21 protein-coding genes are annotated in these 22,028 nt (G+C 68.7%); 10 read left to right on the forward strand and 11 right to left on the reverse strand.

Going from position 1 to position 22,028, the window contains the following annotated elements:
* Nucleotides 1-107: 107 nt before the first annotated feature.
* Genes KBZ13_RS04040 through KBZ13_RS04050 form a run of 3 tightly spaced genes read right to left on the reverse strand, consistent with a single transcriptional unit; the run spans nt 108 to nt 2,605 of the window.
* Nucleotides 108-1,235 (reverse strand): FUSC family protein, encoded by a 1,128-nt coding sequence (locus KBZ13_RS04040; RefSeq protein ID WP_255006568.1) that lies wholly within the window; start codon nt 1,233-1,235, stop codon nt 108-110.
* Nucleotides 1,232-1,429 carry a hypothetical protein gene (locus KBZ13_RS04045; protein ID WP_255006570.1) on the reverse strand — a complete coding sequence of 66 codons (198 nt, stop codon included), beginning with the start codon at nt 1,427-1,429 and terminating at the stop codon, nt 1,232-1,234. Before KBZ13_RS04045 ends, KBZ13_RS04040 begins: the two co-directional genes overlap by 4 nt.
* A 3-nt stretch (nt 1,430-1,432) precedes the next feature.
* The gene (locus KBZ13_RS04050) at nt 1,433-2,605 is read right to left on the reverse strand and encodes a hypothetical protein (RefSeq protein WP_255006571.1); all 1,173 of its coding nucleotides are present in this window, start codon (nt 2,603-2,605) and stop codon (nt 1,433-1,435) included.
* Nucleotides 2,606-2,659: 54 nt separating this feature from the next.
* Here KBZ13_RS04050 and KBZ13_RS04055 point away from each other — a divergent pair, with 54 nt between their 5' ends.
* From KBZ13_RS04055 to ppk2, 3 genes are all read left to right on the forward strand, one after another.
* On the forward strand, nt 2,660-4,219 hold the full coding sequence (locus KBZ13_RS04055) for a TolC family protein (RefSeq protein WP_255006573.1): 1,560 nt from the start codon (nt 2,660-2,662) through the stop codon (nt 4,217-4,219).
* A gap of 115 nt (nt 4,220-4,334) precedes the next feature.
* Nucleotides 4,335-4,835, forward strand: a complete 501-nt coding sequence (locus KBZ13_RS04060) for a hypothetical protein (RefSeq protein WP_255006575.1) — start codon at nt 4,335-4,337, stop codon at nt 4,833-4,835.
* A gap of 51 nt (nt 4,836-4,886) precedes the next feature.
* The gene (ppk2, locus tag KBZ13_RS04065) at nt 4,887-5,726 is read left to right on the forward strand and encodes a polyphosphate kinase 2 (RefSeq protein ID WP_255006577.1); all 840 of its coding nucleotides are present in this window, start codon (nt 4,887-4,889) and stop codon (nt 5,724-5,726) included.
* On the opposite strand, the gene KBZ13_RS04070 is transcribed toward ppk2, so the two are convergent.
* Nucleotides 5,647-6,099: a polysaccharide deacetylase family protein gene (locus KBZ13_RS04070; protein ID WP_255006585.1), complete on the reverse strand. Its 453-nt coding sequence runs from the start codon at nt 6,097-6,099 to the stop codon at nt 5,647-5,649. The two genes, ppk2 and KBZ13_RS04070, sit on opposite strands and share 80 nt — an antisense overlap.
* On the opposite strand from KBZ13_RS04070, the gene KBZ13_RS04075 reads away from it, so the two are divergent.
* Nucleotides 6,099-6,290: a hypothetical protein gene (locus KBZ13_RS04075; RefSeq protein WP_255006588.1), complete on the forward strand. Its 192-nt coding sequence runs from the start codon at nt 6,099-6,101 to the stop codon at nt 6,288-6,290. The two genes, KBZ13_RS04070 and KBZ13_RS04075, sit on opposite strands and share 1 nt — an antisense overlap.
* Nucleotides 6,291-6,301: 11 nt before the next feature.
* Here the strand turns inward: KBZ13_RS04075 and KBZ13_RS04080 are convergent, their stop codons facing one another.
* Both KBZ13_RS04080 and mgtA read right to left on the reverse strand, forming a co-directional pair.
* Entirely contained in the window at nt 6,302-8,272 is a 1,971-nt protein-coding gene (locus tag KBZ13_RS04080) for an ABC transporter ATP-binding protein/permease (RefSeq protein ID WP_255006599.1), read from the reverse strand.
* A complete protein-coding gene (mgtA, locus tag KBZ13_RS04085; protein WP_255006609.1) occupies nt 8,269-10,842 on the reverse strand; it encodes a magnesium-translocating P-type ATPase in 2,574 nt (857 codons plus the stop codon). The genes KBZ13_RS04080 and mgtA overlap by 4 nt, the downstream gene beginning before the upstream one ends.
* Before the next feature lie 9 nt (nt 10,843-10,851).
* On the opposite strand from mgtA, the gene KBZ13_RS04090 reads away from it, so the two are divergent.
* The 6 genes from KBZ13_RS04090 to KBZ13_RS04115 all read left to right on the forward strand — a co-directional run bounded on the left by KBZ13_RS04090 (nt 10,852) and on the right by KBZ13_RS04115 (nt 17,255).
* A complete protein-coding gene (locus tag KBZ13_RS04090) occupies nt 10,852-11,886 on the forward strand; it encodes an HlyD family secretion protein (protein ID WP_255006610.1) in 1,035 nt (344 codons plus the stop codon).
* Nucleotide 11,887: 1 nt separating this feature from the next.
* Nucleotides 11,888-13,465: a DHA2 family efflux MFS transporter permease subunit gene (locus KBZ13_RS04095; RefSeq protein WP_255006624.1), complete on the forward strand. Its 1,578-nt coding sequence runs from the start codon at nt 11,888-11,890 to the stop codon at nt 13,463-13,465.
* Nucleotides 13,462-14,694: an FAD-dependent oxidoreductase gene (locus KBZ13_RS04100; protein ID WP_255006634.1), complete on the forward strand. Its 1,233-nt coding sequence runs from the start codon at nt 13,462-13,464 to the stop codon at nt 14,692-14,694. Before KBZ13_RS04095 ends, KBZ13_RS04100 begins: the two co-directional genes overlap by 4 nt.
* A gap of 23 nt (nt 14,695-14,717) precedes the next feature.
* Nucleotides 14,718-15,359, forward strand: coding sequence for a TMEM165/GDT1 family protein (locus KBZ13_RS04105; RefSeq protein ID WP_255006636.1), 642 nt, complete (start codon nt 14,718-14,720; stop codon nt 15,357-15,359).
* 8 nt (nt 15,360-15,367) lie between these two features.
* On the forward strand, nt 15,368-16,327 hold the full coding sequence (locus KBZ13_RS04110; protein WP_255006639.1) for a cation diffusion facilitator family transporter: 960 nt from the start codon (nt 15,368-15,370) through the stop codon (nt 16,325-16,327).
* A 202-nt stretch (nt 16,328-16,529) separates the two neighbouring features.
* Nucleotides 16,530-17,255, forward strand: a complete 726-nt coding sequence (locus tag KBZ13_RS04115; RefSeq protein WP_255007125.1) for a response regulator transcription factor — start codon at nt 16,530-16,532, stop codon at nt 17,253-17,255.
* 12 nt (nt 17,256-17,267) lie between these two features.
* On the opposite strand, the gene KBZ13_RS04120 is transcribed toward KBZ13_RS04115, so the two are convergent.
* From KBZ13_RS04120 to pstS, 5 genes are all read right to left on the reverse strand, one after another.
* Complete coding sequence (locus tag KBZ13_RS04120) at nt 17,268-17,933, reverse strand: Fe2+-dependent dioxygenase (RefSeq protein ID WP_255006641.1); 666 nt, start codon at nt 17,931-17,933, stop codon at nt 17,268-17,270.
* 9 nt (nt 17,934-17,942) lie between these two features.
* Nucleotides 17,943-19,868, reverse strand: a complete 1,926-nt coding sequence (gene feoB, locus KBZ13_RS04125) for a ferrous iron transport protein B (RefSeq protein ID WP_255006652.1) — start codon at nt 19,866-19,868, stop codon at nt 17,943-17,945.
* Nucleotides 19,865-20,128, reverse strand: coding sequence for a ferrous iron transport protein A (locus KBZ13_RS04130; RefSeq protein ID WP_255006654.1), 264 nt, complete (start codon nt 20,126-20,128; stop codon nt 19,865-19,867). The genes feoB and KBZ13_RS04130 overlap by 4 nt, the downstream gene beginning before the upstream one ends.
* A 24-nt stretch (nt 20,129-20,152) precedes the next feature.
* Complete coding sequence (locus tag KBZ13_RS04135; RefSeq protein WP_255006656.1) at nt 20,153-20,803, reverse strand: Crp/Fnr family transcriptional regulator; 651 nt, start codon at nt 20,801-20,803, stop codon at nt 20,153-20,155.
* 216 nt (nt 20,804-21,019) lie between these two features.
* Nucleotides 21,020-22,000 (reverse strand): phosphate ABC transporter substrate-binding protein PstS, encoded by a 981-nt coding sequence (gene pstS / locus KBZ13_RS04140; protein ID WP_255006659.1) that lies wholly within the window; start codon nt 21,998-22,000, stop codon nt 21,020-21,022.
* Nucleotides 22,001-22,028 lie beyond the last annotated feature (28 nt).

Raw genomic sequence — 22,028 nt, forward strand, 5'->3', positions numbered from 1 at the left:
ACTCTGCAGCCCAGCCACAGGCGCTTCTGATGTTCTTGCTCACTGCCGATCAGCCATCTACGCCGGGTACAGCTGAAAACGATCGAGGCCCGGCATCGGCCAATGACTTAAAGCCGCTCGCCCAGCAACCGCGCCTCCGATGACGCGGCAGCCGTGAGCTCCGACAGCTCCTGGCGCTGCTGCGTGGATGGATCGGGCAGGGCGGCCAACACCCGGTAGCGGCGCAGGGCCCACTGGGGCGCGATCAGCAGACCTGCCAGCAGCGCCAGCGCCGAGCCCAGGCTGTAGTCGATCCAGCGGTGGGGGATGTACCAGGCCACCAGGGGGCCATAGCCGATGAAGGCCACGCCGCTGGAAATCAGCGCCGTGCGCAGGTAGCCGGAGAGCCCCAGGGCGTTCACCAGGGACGCCGTGCCCCCCATCACCAAGCCCACCGCCAGCTCCGACATCCCAAAGCTGTTGAACACCAGCAGCGGCATCAGCACCCCGAGGCTCACGCCGATCAATCGGTCCTTCACCCTGGCGGCGGTGGCCCCCACGCTGTCGTCAAGCAGCAACACCACACCGAAGTAGAGGTATTTGGGGGTGACGGCTCCGATTCCCTCGCCGATCGCCAGGGCCAGGCTGGCCAGCACGAGCTTGCGCCAGAACCAGGGGGAGCGAAAGCCCCGGCCCAGACGCTGGGCCAGGGGGAGATCAGGGGGTGCTTCCGGTTTCACCTCCGCGATCACACCGTCAACCTTCCCGGCTCCAGCCGGGGCCAGCAGGGCCTGCACCAGGGAACCCACCACCAGACCCAGAACCACCCCCACCAACTGACGGGCCGTGGAATCCAGGGTGGGGCCCGCGCTGAGCAGGGGCAACACCGCCAGCACCGGCAGCAGCACCCCGAGCGGGGCGAGCTTGGCCGGGAAGGTGAGGCCGATCACCAGACTGCCGGCCGCCGCGATGGCGAACAGGAACACCTCAGGCGCGCCACTGAAAGCGGCGCTGATGCCCAGGCCGAAGAACAGCCCCAAGGCGGCCACGGCGGTCAGGGCCGGATAGAAAACCAAAGGCCAGGGCGTGAAGTCAGGTCGGATCACCAGGGCGGCGATCAGAGTGGCGTAGGCCACGGGATGGGAACCGAGAGCGAAGGCGTGGGCCACGGCGTTGGCCAGGGCCGCGGCGAGGCCAATGGTGAGCGCAAGCCTGAGTTGCCGCCCCAGGGGGAGGCTGCCGGCCGCCGCCGTCACAGCCGTGGGCCCCTGAGCGCCTGCACCCAGCCCACCAGCAACACGACCAGCAGCAGGGCACACCAGAACCAGAGCCGCGGCGCCACGCTGTGGGCGGCCACGACCAGCAGCAGCAGGGCAAGCCAGGGGGCCGGCGTCAACCAGGGGCTCAGCCAGCGCCGTAGCTGACGGCGGGTGTTGTTGATGCTCGCCATGGCTTAGACGCCCCCCAGCCAGCGCAGGAACGGCAGGACGAAGCTGAGCAGGGAGCGCCGTTCCACCGTCGCCGAGACCAACCCCGGCGCCCCGGCTTCAATCGGCAGGTTGGGCCCCTGGCCCCGGCTCCAGCGCAGGCCGCTGGGGGTGGGGGCCGTTTCCACCTCCACCCGGGCCAGCACCAACGGTGAGGTGGCCTTGTCTCCCAGCACCGCCAGGGGATCCCCCCCCTCCCCGAAGGCCTCCTGGCGCGTGCGCACCATCAGGCTGCTGGCCTCCTCGGCGCCCCCCACCGCCGCCGCCAGGGCCTCCAACCCCAGGGGGGCTGGGGAGAGGGACACGATCCGGCCCCGCACGGTTCCGTAGCGCTGCTCGGTGCCGCCGTACTGGGCGCGGGTCTGGAGCTGGGGCTCGAGTTCGATCTCGTCTCCCCGTCGCAGCCGCGCCGCGTCCGCTTCGGTGAACAGGGCCACGGCGATGCGCGGGCCCCGGGCCACCCGTTCACCAACACTGCCGATCCGCTGCCCTGGGGCAACGCTCTGGCCGGGATTGACCGCCAGCGAAAGCAGCTCGCCGCTACGGGGGGAGAGCACCACCTGGGCCGACTGACGGGACTTGATCTCGCTCCGGTTGGCGTCGAGCTGGGCCAGGGCTCCCTCAAGGGAGTGGATGCTGGCCGCATTGCGCAGGTAGAGATCCTGGGCACCGATCCAGAGGGGGCTGTAGCGGGGGATCACCTCCTCCCTGCGCAGGTCGTCGAGGGCACGAACCTGCTTCTCGATCGGTTGGTTGCTGGTCCGGATGGCGGCGATCTGGGCCCGCAGGGCTGCCTGCTGGAGATCGATGGCCTTGAGCTGCTCCTGCAGGGCGCCGAGATTGGGCCCCACGGCACCGCCGCCGGGAGCGGCCTCATCGATGCGATTGATCGTGGCGACGAGTTGGCCTTGTTCCACCGGATCGCCCACGGCGAGCGCCAGGCGTTGGATCTGGCCGGCTGAACGGGCATAGATCCCCACCCGGCTGTGGGGATCTAGGAACACCGCTGCCCCATGGACCACCACGGGAATGGTGGGGCCCGTGGCCCAGTGCACGGTCGCGGCGCTCACCAGCAGCATCGGCAGCAGGGCTGCCCCCCGCTCCAGGAAACCTGCGGGTGGAGGAGGCGCTGCGTTCAAAACAGTCCTGCGCTCGACACCTACCCTAGCGATGGTTCCGCTCCTCCAGAAGCCTTGCTGCGACGACACCTGACGGGGATCGTGCTGGGGCTGGGGAGCTGGGCAGGCGTGCTGGTGATCCTCCCCCTGACGCTGAGCTTCGGTTCGAGTGCCCGCGCGGACCAGGCTCCAGGCGCGTCCCAGCCCCTGGCCCTCAGCCTGCTCCAGGCCCGGGAGCTGGGGCTGAACCAATCCCTGGGGCGCCGCCAGAGCAGCCTTGGGGTGCGACAGGCCGAGGCGGCCCTGGCGATCACCGGCAGCCGCTTCCTGCCCCACCTGAACCTGGTCGGTCTGGGGAGCTACGCCCAGGTGGGGAGCAACGTCGGCTTCATTTCCAACCTGGCCACCGTCGGCGATCTCAACTTCTCCCTGGGACGCAATGGCTACACCGTGATCCGGAACAGCTTCGGCAACGTCGGACTGGCCCTCAATTACAGCCTGCTCGATTTCAGCCGGACGCCCCTGCGCCAGGTGGCCAGCGCCGAGTTGGGGGTGAGCCGGGCCGTCAACGCGGAACAGGAACGGCGCAGCCGCTTTGAGATCACCGCCGGGTATCTGAATCTCCAACTCGCCGATGCCCTGATTCCGGCGTGGCAGGCGGCCCTGACGCTCTCCAACCGGCTGCGCCGGGATGTGGACGCCATCCGGGCCAAGGGCCTGGCGGCCCGCATCGACAGCTTCCAGGCCGAGGCCCTGGTGGCCACCGATGAAGCTGGATTGGCCGAGGCCCGCGGCCAGCGGCGCATCGCTTCGATCAGCCTGGCGCGGGTGCTGAACCTGCCCGCCCAGCAGACGCTGGTGGCCAGCGATTTCCTGAGCCCCGTGGCCGCCTGGCCCCTGGATGAAGCGGCCAGCCTCGCCGCCGCCCTGCGCCAGCGGCCGGCCCTTGAGGCGATCGAGCTACAACGCCAGGCGGACCTGGCCAGGGCCCGGCTGGCCCGCTCCGCCCTGCTTCCCAGCCTCGGGGTGGTGCTGGGGGGCGGCATCAACGGCGACAAGCTGACGTTCGCCAACACAGGCAACCTCAACGCCTCCGCCGCCGTCGGATCGAAAGGGGTCGCTGGAAGCCTGCCGGTGGCCAGCAACGGCACCGCCTCCGGCTCCTTCTACGACTACGGCGTCCTGCTCACCCTGCGCCAGCCCCTGTTCGACGGCGGAGCCAGCCGTTCCAGCGCCGAGCTGGCCCAGCTGCTGGCGGAGAGCAAGGCGGTGGCGCGCCAGCAGGCCGAACAGCTGATCGTGCAGACCGTGCAGACCTGGCTCAGCTCCCAGCAGACCGCCGGCCTGCAGCTCGAAGCGGCCCGGCGGGCCGTTGCCGCCAACGAGCGGGCCGTGGGCGATGCCCAGCTGCGCTACCGGGGCTCCGTGGCACCGCTGACGGACGTGCTGATCGCCCAGCGTGATCTGCAGGTGGCCCGGGCGGCCCGGGCCACGGCGATCCACCGTTGGAACCTGGCCCAGGCGGGCCTGGAGCTGGAAACGGGGGAGCACGATGATCGTCCATGGGCCTTCCCACCTGCTGAGGTCCCAGCCCCACGCCAACAACGCCACCCATCTGCTGCAGCACGGCGGTAGCGGCATCAGGCCTGCGCTCTGAGCAACGCAAAACCCCGCCGCTGCTGAACCAACCAGTCGTCCGCCGTTCAGCCGCAAGCGCCGTCCCTACGCTGGACGTAGGGATGCTCCAAGGGTGACCATGCTGTCCGATTTCCACACGGCCCTGGCCGTCTCCAAGGGCACCGGACTGCTGCCCAGAGACAGCCAACCGGACGAGACCCACAGTGGACACACCGTGGATGGCTACGTGCTCCGCGATGCCCATGGGGCGGTGCTCTGCGAGGTGCCCCTGGAGGCGCTGCGCTCCTGGCTGCCATCGGATGGGATCGACCACCCCCTCAGCATCGAGGCCATCATCGGCGCCCCCACTGGTGAGCGCTGGGAGTATTGCTTTCTGCTGGTCGAATTCGCCCCGAAGGAGCGCGGTTCCGTGCTGGAGCGCGTACTGATTAACGGCCAGCCGATCTCCACCAGCACCAGCGACGGTCCGTTGCCCACGGCGCAGTTCCACGAGCTGCTCAACCTGATGGGCGACCGTGGCTGGGAGCTGGTGACCAGCGCCTTGCGCAACCTCGATGACCAGGGCTTCGGCCGCTCCTATTCGCTGATCTTCAAGCGCCGCCCCGTTGACTGAACGAGCAGACCCAACCTCGATCTACACCCACCCCTCATCCAGTGTGCACCCATGGGCCACCGACACGACAAGCACAAAGGAACCTTGGCGGAGAGCAGCGCTTCCGAGACTCCACAGAAGAAGCTCTCCCGCAAGAACTACGAGCGGGAACTCGAAGGGCTCCAGGTCGAACTGGTGCAGCTCCAGCAGTGGGTGGTGAAGACCGGCGCCAAGGTCTGCATCCTGTTTGAGGGGCGGGACGGCGCCGGCAAGGGGGGCGCGATCCGGCGGATCACCGAGCGGGTCAGCCCCCGCGTCTTTCGGGTGGTGGCCCTGCCGGCCCCCAGCGACCGGGAGAAGACCCAGATGTTCGTGCAGCGCTACCTACCCCATCTGCCCGCCGGCGGCGAAGTGGTGATCTTCGATCGCAGTTGGTACAACCGCGCCGGCGTGGAACGGGTGATGGGCTTCTGTTCACAAGAAGCCGTGGAGCGGTTCCTGCGCATGGCACCCAGCGTGGAAAAGGCGATCGTGGATTCAGGCGTGACGTTGCTGAAGTACTGGCTGGAGGTGGATCAGGAGGAGCAGACCCGGCGGCTGGAGGGGCGCATCCACGACGGCCGCAAGACCTGGAAGCTCACGCCGATGGATCTGGAGTCGTATAGCCGCTGGTACGACTACTCCCGCGCCCGCGATGCCATGTTCGCCGCCACCGACAGTGCCCATGCCCCCTGGTTCGTGGTTGATTCCAACGACAAGAAGTGCGCCCGGCTGAACATCATCCGCCACCTGCTCGATCAGATCCCCTACGAGCCCATCAAGGCCCCGTCGATCACGCTGCCAAAACGCCAGAAGCGCGGCGATTACGTCGACCCGAACAGCTCGCCCCAGCGGATCCCAGAGCCGTTCTGACCCCATCGATCTGCTCGGGGTTGGGGGCGTCGAAGTTGTCGAGATCGACGTGCATCGCCTTCACCGCCCGGGCGGTATCGCCGGTGTCCTGGCGGCGCACGGCCAGCTCGCGCTCCAGCCGCTGGGCGCCGCCCATGTAGGCGGTCATCTGCACCCGCCGGAGCGACGCCAGGGGCATGCCCAGTTCCATGGCCACCGAAGTGGCCGTGGCGTTGTGGCGGCCGTAGGGCCAGACGATCGCCCGCGGGCAGTACCCCCGCCGCTGCTCGATCAGTTGGCTGTTGCGCTCAAGATCAACCCCGAGGCGGCAGCGATAATCGACTTCGCTCTCGTACCCATGGCCCGGACTGGAGCGGCCAACTGCAGGCGGCATTGGAGGCCAGCCCCCGGGGCGAGGTGGAGGGAGGCACCGTGCTGGAGCGGCTCAACGAGCAATTCACCGGCCAGGAGGCGGAAGCGGTGTTCGACACCTTCATCAGCTGGACCCGCAGTTGCGGCCTGTTCCGCTACAGCCGCGAGCAGAACCGCTTCCAGCTGGCGGCAAACGAACCCCAAGGGGGCTGAGCCCCCATCGCTCAGGCCGGCTCAAGCGTCCAGCCGCCCCGGCCATCAAGCCGCAGCAGCGACTGGTGGAAGGCCCGCAGGCTGGGGCGATGCCCGACGCTGATCACGGCGACGCCCTGGCGCTCCAGCAGCCCATAGAGCTGTCGCTCGGCGTCGAGATCCAGGGCGCTGGTGGCCTCGTCGAGCAGCACGAAGGGGCGCTCCGCCAGCAGCAGGCGGGCGAAGCCGAGCCGTTGCTGCTCGCCGCCGGAGAGCAGCCGCGCCCAATCGTCTTCGACTCCCAGATCCGGATAGCGCTCCGCCAGGGAACCGAGTCCCGCCTCGACCATTGCCTCCCGCAGGGCGTCATCCGGCAACGGCGGCGCCTCCAGCGGCAGGCCGTAGAGGAGCTGCTCCCGCAGGCTGCCCAGGGTCATGTAGGGCGCCTGGGGCAGCACCATCCATTCAGACGGGGACGGCCCGCTGAAGGAACCGCCGGCGGCGGGGGCCAGCCCACAGAGCACCCGCAGCAGGCTGGTCTTGCCGCAGCCACTGGGGCCGGTGATCAGGAGCCGCCCCCCGCGCTGCAGGCGCAGATCAAGGCGCTCGATCAGGGGCGGGCCGCCCCCCGGATCGGAGACGCTGAGCTGGTGCAGCTCAAGCTCGGGCGAGTCGACGGCGCGCCTTGGTGCGGCCATCGAGACCGCCGGTTTGCGGGGGCGGGTCACCATGGCGCCGCGCAGTTCGCCGATCCGGTGCAGGCTGGCGAACAGGCTGGAAAAATCATCGGCGCGCACGATCAGAAACGACAATGCCGCCTGCACCTGGCCGAAGGCGATGCTTCCCACCGTGAGCTGACCGAGGCTGACGCGGCCACTGAAGTAGGCGCCCGAGAGCACCAGATAGGGCACGAACTGCATCAGGAAGCCGTAGAGCCCCGTGCCCTGCTCCACCAGCACCCGCCAGCGGATCACCCGTTCAAAGTTGAGGAGCACCCGGGCGAAACGGCCCCGCAGCCCCCGCGCTTCCCGGGCCTCGCCGCGCAGGAAGGCGATGCTTTCACCGTGGCTGCGCACGTGCATCAGGGCGAAGCGGAAATCGGCCTCGAGAGATTGCTGGCGAAACCCCAAAGCAGCCAGCCGCCGCACCAGCTGCACGATCACGCCGTTGCCCAGCACGGTGGCCACCAGCAGGGTCAGCACCAACAGTCCACTGATCTGGAACAGCACCAGCACGTAGGCCGCCAGGGACAGCAACGAGGTGCAGAAACCGAAGAACAGATCGGTGGAACTGAACACCGCCCGTTGGATGTCGTCGGCGATGCGCTGGTCGGGGTTGTCGATCCCCCCCACGCCTGCGGCTCGGGCCTCCAGGTGGTAGTAGTTCTGGCCACCCAGGTAGGCGTCAGAGAGCACCGTGGTGGTGCGATCGCGCCAGGCCAGGGCGAAACGCTGCTGGCCGTAGCTGTTGAGGTACTGCACCGGCAGGGTGACCAGATAGATCGCGCTCAACCCCGCCGCCGTTCCCCAGAAACGCTCGGCGCTGCGCACGTTGAGGGCCTCCATCACCGCCCCATTGCCCTCGGTGAAGGCCACATCCACCGCCGTGGCCACCACCAGCACCAGCACCAGAGCGGCCAGGGCCAGCCAGCGCCTCGCCAGCACCCGCCCCAGCCGTCGGGCCGCCACCAGGGCCCCGATCAACCCCGCCAGGGTCAGCCCCACGGCGATCAGGCGGATCTGAGCACTGCCGTAGAGGGTCAGGGCCGAGCGCAGGTAGGGGAAGGCCAGATCAAGGCGGGCCCGGCCGAGGGCGGCATCCAGCAGCTGGGCCGCGGCGCCGATCACCAGGGCGGAGAGCCCCAGGGCCAGGGTGGCCGCCACCAGCAGCAGGGCGGCGAAGGCCAGCAGCGGGCGCTGGCGCTGGCGATGGCGGGCCGGCAGCAGAAAATCCGCGGCCAGTTGACGAAACTCGGCGGCAAAGGTGACCAGCGTGGGGCTCACGCGTTCACCGTCTGCCGGTAGAACCAGCCCTTCGCCGCCTCAGCGGCCAGCACATAGGCCAGCAGGATCAGGGCCAGCAGCGCCAGGAAGCTGGCCGGCAGGGGCACAAAGCCGAAGGGGGCCGCCAGGGGGGAATAGGGCAACAGCAGCGTCAGCAGCACCACCACCAGGGTGGCCAGCATGAGGGGACGGGAGGGGCGGCTGCGCAGAAGCGGGCCCCGGGTGCGCACCACCAGCACGATCGAGGCCGCCGAGATCACCGATTCCACGAACCAGCCGGTGCGGAACTGGGCGGGATCCCCCCGCAGCACCCAGAGCAAGACGGCGAAGGTGAGGTAGTCGAACAGCGAACTCACCAACCCGAAGGTGAGCATGAAGCGCTGGATGAAGGGAATGCTCCAACGCCGGGGGCGCTCGATCCAGTCGCGATCCACCCGGTCGGTGGCGATCGTCATCTCCGGCAGATCGGTGAGCAGGTTGGTGAGCAGGATCTGCTTGGGCAGCAGCGGCAGAAACGGCAGCAGCAACGAGGCGCCGGCCATCGAAAACATGTTGCCGAAGTTGGCGCTGGTGGCCATGAACACGTACTTGAGCGTGTTGGCGAAGGTGGTGCGCCCCTCACGGATGCCATCGGCGAGCACCGCCAGATCCTGCTCCAGCAAAACGATGTCTGCAGCCTCCTTGGCCACGTCCACCGCGCCCTGCACCGACAGGCCCACATCGGCGGCATGGAGAGCCGGGGCGTCGTTGATGCCATCGCCCATGTAGCCCACCACGTGGCCCGCCCGGCGCAGGGCCGCGATCAACCGTTCCTTCTGGTTGGGCTCCACCTCGGCGAAGATGTCGCAGGCCTGGGCCCGCAGCGGCAGCGCCTGATCACTGATCGAGAGCAGCTGGGAGCCGGTGATCACCTCAGGCTCCAGCAGTCCGGCCTCCCGGCCGATGCGGGCCGCGATCAGGGCGTTGTCGCCGGTGATCAGCTTCAGCCGCACCCCCAGCCCCCGCAACTCAGCCACGGTGCTGGCGATGGCGGGCTTGAGCGGATCGCTCAGGGCCACCAGGCCCACGAAGCGCATCCCCCGCTCCGACTCCCGCGTCGCCACCGCGCCCGTGAGGTCCTCGCGAACGGCCACCCCCAGCTGCCGGTAGCCCTCGGCGCTGAGGCTGCGGTAGCGCTCCTGCAGGCCCTCGCGCACCGCCTCGATCGGCACCACCGAACCATCGCTGCGCTCGGCCGTGGTGCAGACCTCCAGCACCCTGTTCAGGGCCCCCTTGGTCACCAGCACGCTCTGGCCGCGGTGGGCGAGCAGCACACTCTGACGCTTGCGCAGGAAGTCGAAGGGCACCTCATCGAGCTTGCTCCAGCCCTCCAGATCCAGGGGTCCCCGCCCCTTGATCGCCGTGTCAATCGGGTTGACGTACCCGCTCTGGAACGTGGCGTTGGCGTAGGCCAGCAACAGGGTGCGGGCGCTGTCAGTGCCCTCGACCCCCCAGGCGAACTGAACCTGGGCCTCCCCTTCAGTGAGGGTGCCGGTCTTGTCGGAGCAGAGCACATCCATGCTGCCGAAGTTCTCGATCGAGGCCAGGCGCTTGACGATCACCTGGCGCCTGGCCATGCGCCGGGCGCCACTCGCCAGGTTGACGCTGATCACCGCCGGCAGCAGCTGGGGCGTCAGTCCCACCCCCAGGGCCAGGGAAAACAGGAACGAATCGATCACCGGGCGCTGCAGGTAGACGTTGAAGGCGAAGATGGCGACCACCAAGGTCAAGGTCACCTCCAACAGCAGGTAGCCGAAGCGACGCACACCGCGCTCGAACTCCGTCTCACTGCGGCGCAGTCGCATCCGCGCCGCGATCGCTCCGAAGGCGGTGCCCCGACCCGTCTGCACCACCACCGCCCGGCCGGTGCCGCTGACCACATGGGTGCCCAGGTGCAGCAGGTTCAGGCGGCCGCTCAGGGGGGTTGCGGCGGGGTACTCCCCCACCTGCTTGTTCACCGGAAAGCTCTCGCCGGTAAGGGCCGCCTCATCCACGCTCAGATCGCGCTCCTCGATCAGGCGGGCGTCGGCGGGAATGCTGGCTCCGGCCGAGAGCAGCACGATGTCACCCGGCACCACCGCCGTGCTCGGGATGATCAGCTCGGCTCCATCGCGCCAGACATTGGTGCGCAGTTCGACGGTGCGCAGCAACTCACGTACGGCCCCCTCGGCGCCATGTTCCTGGATGAACCCCAGCAGGCCACTGACCAGCACGATCACCAGGATGATCAGCCCGTCCACCGGGGAGTCGAGCAGAAACGAGAGCAGCGCGGCCGCGGCCAGGATCAGGATGATCGGGCTGGTGAACTGGCGCAGCAACAGCTCGGGGGCCCCGGAGCGCGTCGGTGCGGCCAGGCTGTTGGGGCCATGGCGCCGCAGGCGTTCGGCCGCCTGCTCTTGGCTGAGGCCCCGGGGCCCCACCTGCAGTGAGGCCAGCAGGTCGGCGAGGGGAACGCTCCAGTAGGGCTGCACGGCGGGATCGGCAGTGGATCCGCTTGGAAAGGATCCTTGCCGCCAGAATGGAGGATTCAACCGCCTTTGATGCTCAGCAAACGCACCGGTGGCGTGATGGCCGGCGTGGTGGCCCTGCTCGGGGTAGGCGCCTGGGCGATCAGCCATTGGGGCATCGAGAGCACCGACGACGCCCAGATCCAGGCGCACCTCTACCGGATGTCGAGCCGCCTGCCGGGCACCGTGGCCCAGGTGCTCGTGGAGGCCAACCAACCGGTGCGCAAGGGGCAGGTTCTGCTGCGCCTCGACGACTCCGACCAGCGGGCCGCCGTGGGCCGGGCGGAGGCCGATCTGGCCGCGGCCCTGGCCAAGGCCGAGGCCGCCCGGGTCACCGTGGGCGCCGACCGCAGTGAGGCCGACGCCAGCCGCCAGCAGGCGGACGGCGCCCAGTTGGAGGCGAAGGCCGAACTGGAGCGCACGCGCACCGATCTGGAGCGATTCCAGCGGCTCCACGCCGCCGGGGCCGCCTCCCAGCAGCAACTGGAGCTGGCCCGCAGCCAGTTTCTGCAGGCCGAGGGGCGCCTGAGTCGCAGCGCCGGCAGCCGCGCCACGGCCCAGAGTGATCAGGCGAAGATCTCGGTCGATCGCAGCAAGGCGGTGGCCGCCGCCTCCGAAGTGCTCCAGGCCCGTTCAGCCCTGGCCAGCGCCAGGCTGCAGCTGGGCTACACCACCGTGGTCGCTCCAGCCGATGCGGTGGTGGGCGCCCGCGAGGTGGAACCGGGCCAGTCGGTGCAACCCAGCCAGGGGCTGCTCAGCCTGGTGGGGCGCAGCCTGTGGGTGGAGGCCAACTTCAAGGAGACCCAGGTGGGGCAGATGCGCGCGCACAACCGGGCCGAGGTCCATGTCGACGCCCTGCCCGGGGTCAGCTTCCAAGGGCAGGTGAGCAGTCTCTCGCCGGCCTCCGGGGCCCGCTTCGCCCTGCTCCCCCCCGACAACGCGACCGGCAACTTCACCAAGGTGGTGCAGCGGGTGACCGTGCGCATCGACCTCGAGCCCGCCGCCCTGGAGCGCTGGCGGGCGCGGCTGAAACCGGGGCTCTCGGTGACGGCCCAGGTGCACACCTGAGATGGCCTCCTCCCTGGCCAACTCCCTGGCCGCCGCTCCCGGGAAAACCCCGCTGACGCCAGCGGTCTGGCTGATCATCGCCACCGCCTCACTCGGGGCGTTCCTGGAGGTGCTGGACACCAGCATCGTCAACGTGGCCCTGACCAGCATTCAGGCCAACCTGGGGGCCACCCTGGCGGAGGTGGGCTGGGTGGTGACCGGCTACGCGATCGCCAACGTGGTGATCCTCCCCCTCACCGCCTTCCTTGCCGATGGCTTCGGCCGGCGCAGCTACTTCGTGTTCTCCCTGGCGGGCTTCACCGCCGCCTCGGTGCTCTGCGGCCTGGCCCCCAACCTGCCGGTGCTGGTGGCGTCGCGGATTCTCCAGGGGCTGCTGGGGGGCGGCCTGCTGGCCAAGGCCCAGGCCATCTTGTTTGAGGCGGTTCCGAAGGACCGCCAGGGGTTCGCCCAGGCGATCTTCGGGCTGGGGATCATCACCGGCCCCGCCCTGGGTCCCACCTTCGGGGGTTACCTCACCGATCTGCTGGGCTGGCGCTGGATCTTTCTGATCAACCTGCCCTTCGGCATCCTGGCGGTGCTGATGGCCCTGCGCTCCCTGCCGGCAGATGAACCCAAACCGCCACCGGCCCTGGCCTCCGTCGACTGGATCGGCATCGCCCTGCTCACCGGCGTGATGGCTTCGCTCCAGGTGGTGCTGGAGCAGGGGGAGCAATACGCCTGGTTCGAAGACACAGGCATCGTCGCCCTGACGCTCACCTTTGTGATCGCCCTGCCGCTGTTCATCGCCTGGGAGCTGAGCCGCGAGCGGCCGGCGGTGGACCTGCGGGTGCTGCGCCACCGCAGCCTGGCGGTGGGCAGCCTGTTTTCGATGATCGTCGGCTTGGGGCTCTACGGCACCGTCTTTCTGATCCCGATCTATGCCCAGTCGGTGCTGCACATCACGGCCATCCAGACGGGTCTGCTGGTGCTGCCCGGGGCCCTGGCCTCCGGCGCCACGATGCTGGTGCTGAGCAAGAAGGTGCAACAGATTGACCCCCGCAAGGCGATCGCCGCCGGCAGCCTCATCACCAGCCTGGTGATGTTCGCCCTGGCCTCGATCAACCCCGGCACCGGCGAAGACGCCCTGTTCTGGCCGCTGATCTTCCGGGGCATCGGCACGGTGCTGATGTTCCTGCCCCTGAGCCTGGCGGCCCTGGGGGATCTGCCCCCCGAGGAGATCAACGCCGGCAGCGGCTTCTACAACCTCACCCGCCAGCTGGGGGGCAGCTTCGGCATCGCCCTGCTCACCTCCCAGCTGAGCCACCACGAGGCCCAGCACCGGGCCCGGCTCACCGAGGCCGCCGGCGCCCTCGACATCGGGCTGAGGGAACGCCTGGAGCAGCTGCAGCTGGTGCTCCAGCAGCAGGGGGTGGATCCGGAGCTGGCCGCCCGGCGCGCCCTGAAGCTGGTGGATACGAGCATCAACGGCCAGGCGGCCCTGCTGGCCTACGGCGATGTCTTCCACCTGTTGGCGCTGGTGTTCCTGGCGGCCATCCCCCTGGTGTTGCTGCTGCGCGCCCCCCGCCGCCTGCAGCCATGAACTCCCCTCAATCGGCGCCGGTGGTGATCGTGGGGGCGGGTCCGGCCGGCGCCAGCCTGGCCCTGCAACTGGCCCGCGCCGGCGTGCCCGTCACCTTGATCGAGGCTGCCAAGGAGTTCAGCCGTCAGTTCCGCGGCGAAGCGTTGATGCCCTCAGGCCTGGGCGCCCTCGCCGCCATGGGGCTGGAGGCGCTGCTGGCGGAGTTGCCGCAACGCACTCTGGAGGGCTGGAGTTTCAAGATCGAAGGCCGGGAGCTGTTCAGCGCCGATGAACCGCTCGGTTCGGCCCGCCCCTGCACCCTGGTGGCCCAGGGGCCCCTGCTGGAGGCCCTGGTGGAGCAGGCCCGTGCGCTGCCGGGCTTCACCTGGCTGCCGGGCACGGCCGTGGCCGATCTGATCGAGCATGGGGGTCGGATCAGCGGCGTGCGCCTGGCCGATGGCCGCTGCCTGGAGGCCGCCCTGGTGGTGGGCAGCGATGGGCGCCGCTCACTGGTGCGCCAACGGGCCGGCCTGGCCCTCGACGCCCTGGGCTCAGCGATCGATGTGCTCTGGTTCCGGCTGCCGAGTGCGCCTGAATTCGAGCGACCGAACCGGTTCACCACCCTGGTGGCCCAAGGGCAGATCTGCAGCCTGTTCGCCGGCACCACCCCGGGGGAGCTGCAGCTGGGCTGGGTGGTGAGCAAGGGCAAGGCGGCCGCGACCACGGACCAGCGAGGGCCCCAGGACTGGTGCGAAGCCTTTGCCCAACTGGCCCCCGAACCCCTGGCCCGACACCTGCGCCAGCAGGCCGGGGCCCTGGTGGGCCCGGTGCGGCTGAACGTGGAGGTGGGCCGCTGTCCCCTGTGGCAGCGGCGCGGGCTGCTGCTGCTGGGCGATGCGGCCCACCCGATGAGTCCGGTGCGTGCCCAGGGGCTGAACATGGCCCTGCGGGACAGCCTGGTGGCCGCCCGGTTGCTGACCCCGCTCTGGTCAGGCGGTGGGCCGGATCCGGCCGCCCTCGATGGGGTCCTGGAGAGCATCCAGGCGGCCCGGTTCCCTGAGATCAGTGGCGTTCAGGGTCTGCAGGCCCAGGAGGCGGCCCGGGGAGAGCTGCTGCGCTCCCAGGGCGCCCTGCGCTGCGCTCTCGCCTTGGGAGCGCCCCTGGCGGGAGTGCTGCTGAAACGCCACTGGATCCACCAGCAGCGTGTGCTCCGCGACGGTCTGCCGTTGCCCAGCTGCGTGGGATCCTGAACGCTCGGCCCAGCGCGTCGCCGATGACCTCCGACCCGGCTCTTGCGGCCTTCGGCTCCAGCTTCACCGCCATCACCCTGGCGGAACTGGGCGACAAGACCTTCTTCGTGGCCCTGCTGCTGGCGGCCCGCCACCGGGCCCGCTGGGTGTTCAGCGGAGCCTTCGCCGCCCTGGCGGTGGTGACCGTGATCTCCCTGGCCCTCGGCTACGGCCTGCGCAGCCTGCTGCCGCCTGCCCTGGTGCCCTGGCTGGCGGCGGCGCTGTTCGGGGGCTTCGGCCTCAAGCTGTTGATCGATGCCCAGGGCCTGGGGGCAAACGCGGCCGCCCAGGAGGCGGAGGAGGCCGAAGAACTGGTGGAGCAGGCCGAAGCCCGTCATCCCTCGGCCACGGCCTGGGGCGTGATCCGCGAGTCGTTTGCGCTGGTGTTCATCGCCGAACTGGGGGATCGCACCCAGTTCGCCACGATCTTTCTGGCCACAGGCCCCGGCTTCGGCTTCGCCGCCCTGCTGGCGGGCAGCCTGCTGGGCCACGCCCTGGTCACCGCCCTGGCGGTGGGGGCGGGCCGCTGGATCGGCCAGCGGATCAGCGAACGGCTGCTGTTCCAGCTCAGCGGTGGATTGTTCCTCGTCTTCGCGCTGGTGGCCCTGCGCCAAGCCCTCGCCTGAGCCCGCCGATGCCCCCCTCCCACACCCACGAGCACGAGCACGACAACAGCCATCCCGCCGTGGGGATCCAGCAGCAGCCCCACCCCCGCCAGCACGAGCACAAACCCGGTTCAGCGGCGGCCTTCCGCTGGAGCATCGTCCTCAACAGTGCCCTCTCGGGTCTGCAGCTGGCGATCGGCTTCGGCTTCGGCTCCCTCGCCCTGATCGGTGACGCCGTCCACAACCTCGGCGACGTGGCCGGGCTGCTGCTGGGCTGGGGGGCTGAGCGGCTGAGCGCCAGGCCCGCCAGCGCGCGCTTCACCTACGGCTACGGCCGCAGCACCCAGCTGGCCTCCCTGGTGAATGCGGTGCTGATCCTGATGGCCGCCGCGGTGGTGATCGTCGAAGCGCTGCAGCGGCTTGGGCGGCCAGTGGAGATGTCCACCGGGCCCGTGGCCTGGGCCGCCGCCGCCGGCATCGTCGTCAACCTGCTCTCGGCCCGCCTGTTCGGCCATGGGCACCAGCACGACCTCAACCGCCGCGCCGCCGTGGTGCACCTGCTCACCGATGCGGCCGTTTCGGCGGCGGTGCTGGGCAGCGTGCTGCTGGTGAGCCTGACCGGTTGGACGGTGCTCGATTCGATCACCGCGATCGGCGTGGGCGTGGCGGTGGCCTGGAGCGGCTGGTCACTGCTGAAGGAATCCCTGGCGGTGGCCCTCGACGGGGTGCCCCGGGAGATTGATCGCCAGACGGTGGAGGCGACCATGCTGGAGCTGCCGGGGGTGATCGAGGTGCACCACCTGCACATCTGGGGCATGAGCACCTCCCAGAACGCCCTCACCGCCCACATCATTCGCACGCCCGGCGCGGGCGACGACATGGCCTTGCTGCATGAGGCCAAACGCCGGCTGGCGGCCCTGGGGATCGCCCACAGCACCCTGCAGCTGGAGCCTCCCCCAAGCCTCCACCCAGCTGATCCACCCAGCTGATCCACCCAGCCAGCGACCGCCGGCCTTGATGAGGCCTTTAACAGCAATTATCCAGGTTTCAACATCATTCTTGGCTCAATCATTAAAGCAATCAGAAATAAAATCCCCTGGCAGCCGATTTTCCCGCGCCAAGCGTTAGACCCATCCCACTCAACCCATTGACAACGGGAGTGGGCCTTCCTCGACCCAAACCGTGACGGCAATGAAACCCTGTCTGCTGCTGATCGACGACGATCTCGATTTCTGCCAGCGGATGGTGGCCGAACTCAATGGGGCCGGGTTCGACACCCGCTACGCCCTCGACGGCATCCATGGGCAGGCCTTGGCACACCAACTGTGCCCCGATCTGATCATGCTCGATCTGATGCTGCCGAAGGTGGACGGCCTCACCCTCTGCATGCGGCTGAAACGGGATCCGCGCACCACCGCTGTGCCGCTGGTGATTCTCACCTCCCTGCGGGACATCAGCGACAAGGTGAGCGGTTTCAATGCCGGCGCCGATGACTACGTGATCAAACCCCACGACAGCGAGGAGCTGATTGCCCGGCTGCGGGCCCTGCTGCGCCGCAGCAGCGGGCAGTCCATGCCTTCGCTGCGGGGAGAGGTGCTCACCTACGGGCCGCTCACCCTGTTGCTGGATCGCATGGAGGCGATGTGGTTCGACCGGGCGATCCGCCTCACCCGCCTGGAGCTGGAGGTGCTCCACTGCCTGCTCCAGCGCCATGGTCAGGCCGTTCCCCCCGAGGAAATCCTCGCGGAGGTCTGGGGCTATGAGCCGGATGTGAACGGCATCGAATGCCTGCGGGTGCAGATCCGCCACCTGCGCGGCAAGCTCGAACCCGACCCCCACCGGCCCACCTATCTCAAGACCATGTACGGCGTGGGCTACTGCCTGGATCTGCCCATGGAGCAGCAGCGCTTCGGCTGAGCCACGGGCGGCTCACTCTCCCCACATCCGCAGCAGGTTGCTGTAGCTGCGGCAGAGCAGGTCGAACACCTCGCCCTTGCCGCCGCCCGCGAACAGGGTCCGCCGGGCCGTATCGAGCTCGAACAGCAGCTCCCGTTGCTCGGCGCTGCGCACCCGGCTCTGGATCCAGCCCACCGCCACCAGCCGCTCACCGGCGCTCACCGGCTCCACCCGGTGCAGCAGGGTGCTGGGATACACAAGGGCATGGCCCGCCGGCAGCCGGAACGCCTCCTCTCCGTGGGGTTGCTCCAGCACCAGCGCACCGCCTTCGTAGTGGTCGGGAGCGGAGAGAAACAGCGTGAACGAGAGATCGGAGCGGCCCCCCTCCATGAAGGCGTTGTCCACGTGGCGGCCGTAGCCGTCAGCGGGGCCGCTGCGGCTGAACAGCAACCCATGGACCCGCACCGGCAAAGCCGCCGACTGCAGCAGCGGCTGGGCCAGCAAGGCTGCGCTCACCTGATTCGCCAGGGACCGGTGCAGGGCGCTGGCCCGATCCAGCTGCCGGTTGCGCTTCACCTGGCGGGCGTGCCAGCCGGCGGTGGCGCTCCCCGCCAACCAGGCCCCTTGCTCGGCCTGCAACGCCGCCAGCAGCGTGGAGGCCGCCTCGGGGCTCAGCAGGGCTTCGAGCTCAAAACGCATCGCGGCTGATCAGCCCCTCAGCCACAGCACCGTTTGGTAGAACACGAAGCTGCTCAACCAGGCCAGCAGCAGCGACCAGAACACCGCAAAGGCCGTGAACCGCCAGTTCTTCGATTCGCTGCGGATCACCGCCACCGTCGACAGGCACGGGGTGTAGAGCAGGGTGAAGATCATGAAGCTATAGGCCTGGGCCCAGTCGAGGTCCAGGGCCAGGGCCTGACCCAGCCGCACCGGGTCGGCCTGGGTGTAGATCACCGCCAGCCCCCCGAGCACGATCTCCTTGGCGATGAAGCCGAACAGCAGCGCCACGGTGAGCTTGGGGTTGATGCCGATCGGGGCCAGCACCGGTTGCAGTGCCTGGCCGAGCATCCCCGAGAGGGTGCCGGCACTGGCGGGGGGAACCCCCACGGGCAGGTTGTTCATCAACCAGATCGCCACCACCCCGAAGATGATGAACCGCCGCGACCAGATCCAGAAATGGCGCACTTCGCACCAGGCCCGGTTGAGCATCTGGGCCGCGGTGGGGAAGCGATAGGGCGGTAGTTCCAGGATCAGCGGCTCATCGCTGCTGAAGCTGCCTTTGAACAGGGCCGCCGTGACGATCATCGCCACGAAACTGAGCAGGTAGAGGCTGAAGATCACCAGGGCTCCCTGGCTCGGGGCAAAGAGGGCCGCGCTCATGAACAGGAACACATTCAGGCGCGCCGAGCACAGCGAGAACGGAATCACCAGCATCGAGAGCAGGCGCAGGCCACTGGAGCGCATCACCCGGGTACCGAGCAGTGCCGGCACATTGCAGCCGAAGCCCATCAGGGAGAGCACGAAGGAGCGGCCATCGAGCCCGAGGCGCTCCATCAGGCCGTCCATCAGGAAGGCCGCCCGCGAGAGGTAGCCGCTGTCTTCCACCACTCCCATGGCCAGGAAGAACAGGAAGATCACCGGCAGGAACGCCGCCACCGTGCCGATGCCCTGGTAAAGGCCATCGATCAGGAAGCCGCTCAGGAAGGGGGGAAGGCCGCCCAGCAAGGGCCGCAGCAGCTGGGCGCCAAGGCCGTTGAGCACGGTGGCGAGCCCCGTCTGCAGCGGCACCCCCAGGGCGTAGATGCCCTGGAACATCAGGAACATCGCCCCAAAAAACAGAGGCAGCCCCAGCAGCGGATGCAGCAGCAGCGCGTCCAGGCGGCGGGTGGTGGCGTCCTTGAGGCGATCGGGCAGCCGCACGGCGGCCTCCAGCAGGGGCGCCAGGGCGGCATCGAGTGCCGGATCATCGAGCAGGAAGCGGCCGGGATCGAGGCAGCACACCGGCGGGTCCCCCACCGTCAGCCGGGCCTCGAGCGCCGCTCGGACGGCGGCGAATCCCGTGCCGTACTTGGCGCTGATCGGGAACACCGGCAGGCCCAGCTCCCTGCTCAGGGCGCCATCGTCAATCGTGAGGCCAAAGCGGCGGGCCTCATCGACCATGTTCAGCAGCACCAACACCGGCAGCCCCAGGCTGCGGGCCTGGAGCACAAGCTGCAGCTGTCGGTCGATCTGGCTGGCGTTGAGGATCACCAGCACCAGATCCAGCGGGGTGCGCTCCAGGAACCCCCGAACCAGCAGCTCGTCTTCGGAGTAGCCGCGCAGGTCGTAGATCCCCGGCAGATCCACCACCCGCACCATCTGGCCGCCCAGCTCCAGCTGGGCCTGCATCAGATCGACCGTGAGCCCGGGCCAATTGCCGATCTGGGCATGGGCGCCGGTGAGCCGGGTGAAGAAGGTGGATTTGCCCGTGTTGGGCATCCCCAGCAGGGCCACACAGGGGCGGCGATCGGCTCCCTGGGGCTCGGAACCCTGGGGGATCGCCGTCGATTCAGGGCCTGGCCCGGAAGCACGGGGGGCAGCAGGTGGCGAGGCGGGTGGCGATGTGGTGGCGGGGCCCATGGCGCGCCGGCTCATGCTCCATTCTCGCAAGTTTCCATGCGGATGCACTCGGCGTCGCAGCGGCGCAGCATCAGCTCGGTCATGCCGACGCGCACATGCAGCGGACCGGACCACCAGGCCCGCCGCAGCACCTGCACCGTGCGGCCCTTGCAGAGCCCGAGGGCACTCAGCCGCTGCGACAAGCCCGCTTCAGCCGCCACCGCAAGGATCCGTCCCGACCGTCCCACCGCCAGACGGGCGAGGGACAGGGCTTGGCCCGCTGGAGGGAGGCCCATGGGCGGGCTTATTGCAACTGAATCTCAGTATCGTAGCGCCGTCGCCGCCCGGGGCAGATGGGTGATCACCAGATGCCGTTGGGCATCGATGCTGAGCCAGCCCTCATCCCGCAGCAGCCCGATCACCCGGGTCACCGTCACCCGGGTGGTGCTCAGGGCGCTGGCCAGTTCCTGGTGGGTGAGCCGCAGGTTGAGGCGCAGGCCGGTGTCGCAGGGCTGGCCGTACTCCTGGGCCAGCAGTTCCAGGAACCCCCGCACCCGCTCCTCCACCCGACGCAGACCGAGCAGCGCCAGCAGCACTTCGGCCTGGCGGTAACGGCTGGAGACCGCCTGCATCAGCGCCATCGCCAGATGGGGGCTCTGCTCGATCTCGGCGCAGGAGAGGCAGAGCAGATCGGTCTCACAGAGGGTGATCGCCTCGTAGGCCTCCACATTGGTGAGCGGATCACCGAAGGGCTCATTCGGCCCCGCCAGACCGAGAAGCAGTTCATCGCCATGGATGGAGACGGCCCCCAGCTTCACCATGCCCCGCACCACCAGCCAGATGGTGTTCTTGAGCAGTGGCACGGAACTGCCGGTGCTCAGATGAACAAGATTGCGCTTCTGGTAACTGGATTCGAGAACCTCGCGCAGGCCATCACTGCGGCCCGCATCACGGGGCGGTGTCGCAACCATCGGAGTGACCAAAAGGAACCTGCCCAGCGTATGGAGGAGCACATGGAAACGGGCAAAGCTTTGTTAGCCAGAAGGTTAAGTTCTGGCTAAGGCTCACCCACGGATCCAGAAAGAAACCTGGCCCATCAAAAAGGGTCCCCAGGGACCCTTTGGAAAACCTTGAGATCACAGCACGATCGAAAAGAATCGAGCTGCGATCAACAGAGCAATCAGTCCTCAGGAACCGATGCTGCCGACGGCGGCCTTGGCCTTCTTCAAGATGCTGTCGCGCAGGGGCACGTAGCCCAGATCATCGGCCAGACCCTGGGGTTTGGGGCTGAGGGTGTAAAGGAAGGCCTCGCGAAGGGCGGCAGCCTTGGCGCCGTTACCGCTCTTGTAGGCCAGGATCCAGGTGAGGGTGGTGATCGGGTAGGCCTGGGCGCCGGCGGGATTGGGATCTTCACCGGCCAGGTTGGCATCCAGGGTGATGCTGTTGAGGGCGGCCGTTCCACCTTTGAGGTCGGGCTTGATGAAGTTGCCGGCCTTGTTCTGAACGGCGGCCGCCTGGATCTTGCCCTTGACGAAGGCGCGGCTGACATAGCCGATCGAACCGGGGGTGTTGGTGAGCACCCCGGCCACACCCTCATTGCCCTTGCCGCCCACCCCCACGGGCCAGTTCACGCTCTTGCCTTCGCCCACCTTGCTCTTCCACTCAGGGGAGAAGCTGGAGAGGGAGTTGGTGAACGAGAAGGTGGTGCCGGAGCCATCGGAGCGGTGGGCCACGGCAATCTTGCCCGGGGCGCACTTGAGCTCCTTCCAGTCCTTGATGGTGCCCATGAAGATGCCAGCGACCTGCTTCTGGGTGAGCTTCAGGCTGCAGCCTGGCTTGTTGTAGGCGATGGCGATCGTGCCGCCGGCGGCGGGGAACTGCACCACGCCGCGCTTCACCTTGGCGGCGTCAGAGGCCTTGATCGGCTCATCGGTGGCGCCGAAATCGACGGTGCCGGCAATGAACTGACGCACACCAGCGCCGGAGCCCACCGACTGATAGTTGACCTGAATGTCCTTGGCCTTGGCCAGATCGGCGAACCAGCGCTGGTAGAGCGGCGCGGGGAAGGTGGCACCGGCGCCGTTGAGGTTGGGGCCCGCTGAAGCGGAGGCACCAACGCCGAGGGCGGCGAGGGTGGAGAGAGTCAGGGCCTTCTTGGCGAAGGTCATCAGATCAGCCATGGCGGGTGCCCACAAG

Origin of the sequence: Cyanobium sp. ATX 6F1 (genome assembly GCF_024346315.1) — a bacterium.
Lineage (GTDB): Bacteria > Cyanobacteriota > Cyanobacteriia > PCC-6307 > Cyanobiaceae > ATX-6F1.

Excerpts from the sequence above, each read along its gene's own strand:
- KBZ13_RS04045 (WP_255006570.1), bottom strand. The coding sequence starts at position 1,429 with ATGGCGAGCATCAACAACACCCGCCGTCAGCTACGGCGCTGGCTGAGC.
- ppk2 (WP_255006577.1), top strand. The coding sequence starts at position 4,887 with ATGGGCCACCGACACGACAAGCACAAAGGAACCTTGGCGGAGAGCAGC.
- KBZ13_RS04070 (WP_255006585.1), bottom strand. The coding sequence starts at position 6,099 with ATGCCGCCTGCAGTTGGCCGCTCCAGTCCGGGCCATGGGTACGAGAGC.
- KBZ13_RS04090 (WP_255006610.1), top strand. The coding sequence starts at position 10,852 with ATGCTCAGCAAACGCACCGGTGGCGTGATGGCCGGCGTGGTGGCCCTG.
- KBZ13_RS04095 (WP_255006624.1), top strand. The coding sequence starts at position 11,888 with ATGGCCTCCTCCCTGGCCAACTCCCTGGCCGCCGCTCCCGGGAAAACC.
- KBZ13_RS04100 (WP_255006634.1), top strand. The coding sequence starts at position 13,462 with ATGAACTCCCCTCAATCGGCGCCGGTGGTGATCGTGGGGGCGGGTCCG.
- KBZ13_RS04105 (WP_255006636.1), top strand. The coding sequence starts at position 14,718 with ATGACCTCCGACCCGGCTCTTGCGGCCTTCGGCTCCAGCTTCACCGCC.
- KBZ13_RS04110 (WP_255006639.1), top strand. The coding sequence starts at position 15,368 with ATGCCCCCCTCCCACACCCACGAGCACGAGCACGACAACAGCCATCCC.
- KBZ13_RS04115 (WP_255007125.1), top strand. The coding sequence starts at position 16,530 with ATGAAACCCTGTCTGCTGCTGATCGACGACGATCTCGATTTCTGCCAG.
- KBZ13_RS04120 (WP_255006641.1), bottom strand. The coding sequence starts at position 17,933 with ATGCGTTTTGAGCTCGAAGCCCTGCTGAGCCCCGAGGCGGCCTCCACG.
- feoB (WP_255006652.1), bottom strand. The coding sequence starts at position 19,868 with ATGAGCCGGCGCGCCATGGGCCCCGCCACCACATCGCCACCCGCCTCG.
- KBZ13_RS04130 (WP_255006654.1), bottom strand. The coding sequence starts at position 20,128 with ATGGGCCTCCCTCCAGCGGGCCAAGCCCTGTCCCTCGCCCGTCTGGCG.
- KBZ13_RS04135 (WP_255006656.1), bottom strand. The coding sequence starts at position 20,803 with ATGGTTGCGACACCGCCCCGTGATGCGGGCCGCAGTGATGGCCTGCGC.
- pstS (WP_255006659.1), bottom strand. The coding sequence starts at position 22,000 with ATGACCTTCGCCAAGAAGGCCCTGACTCTCTCCACCCTCGCCGCCCTC.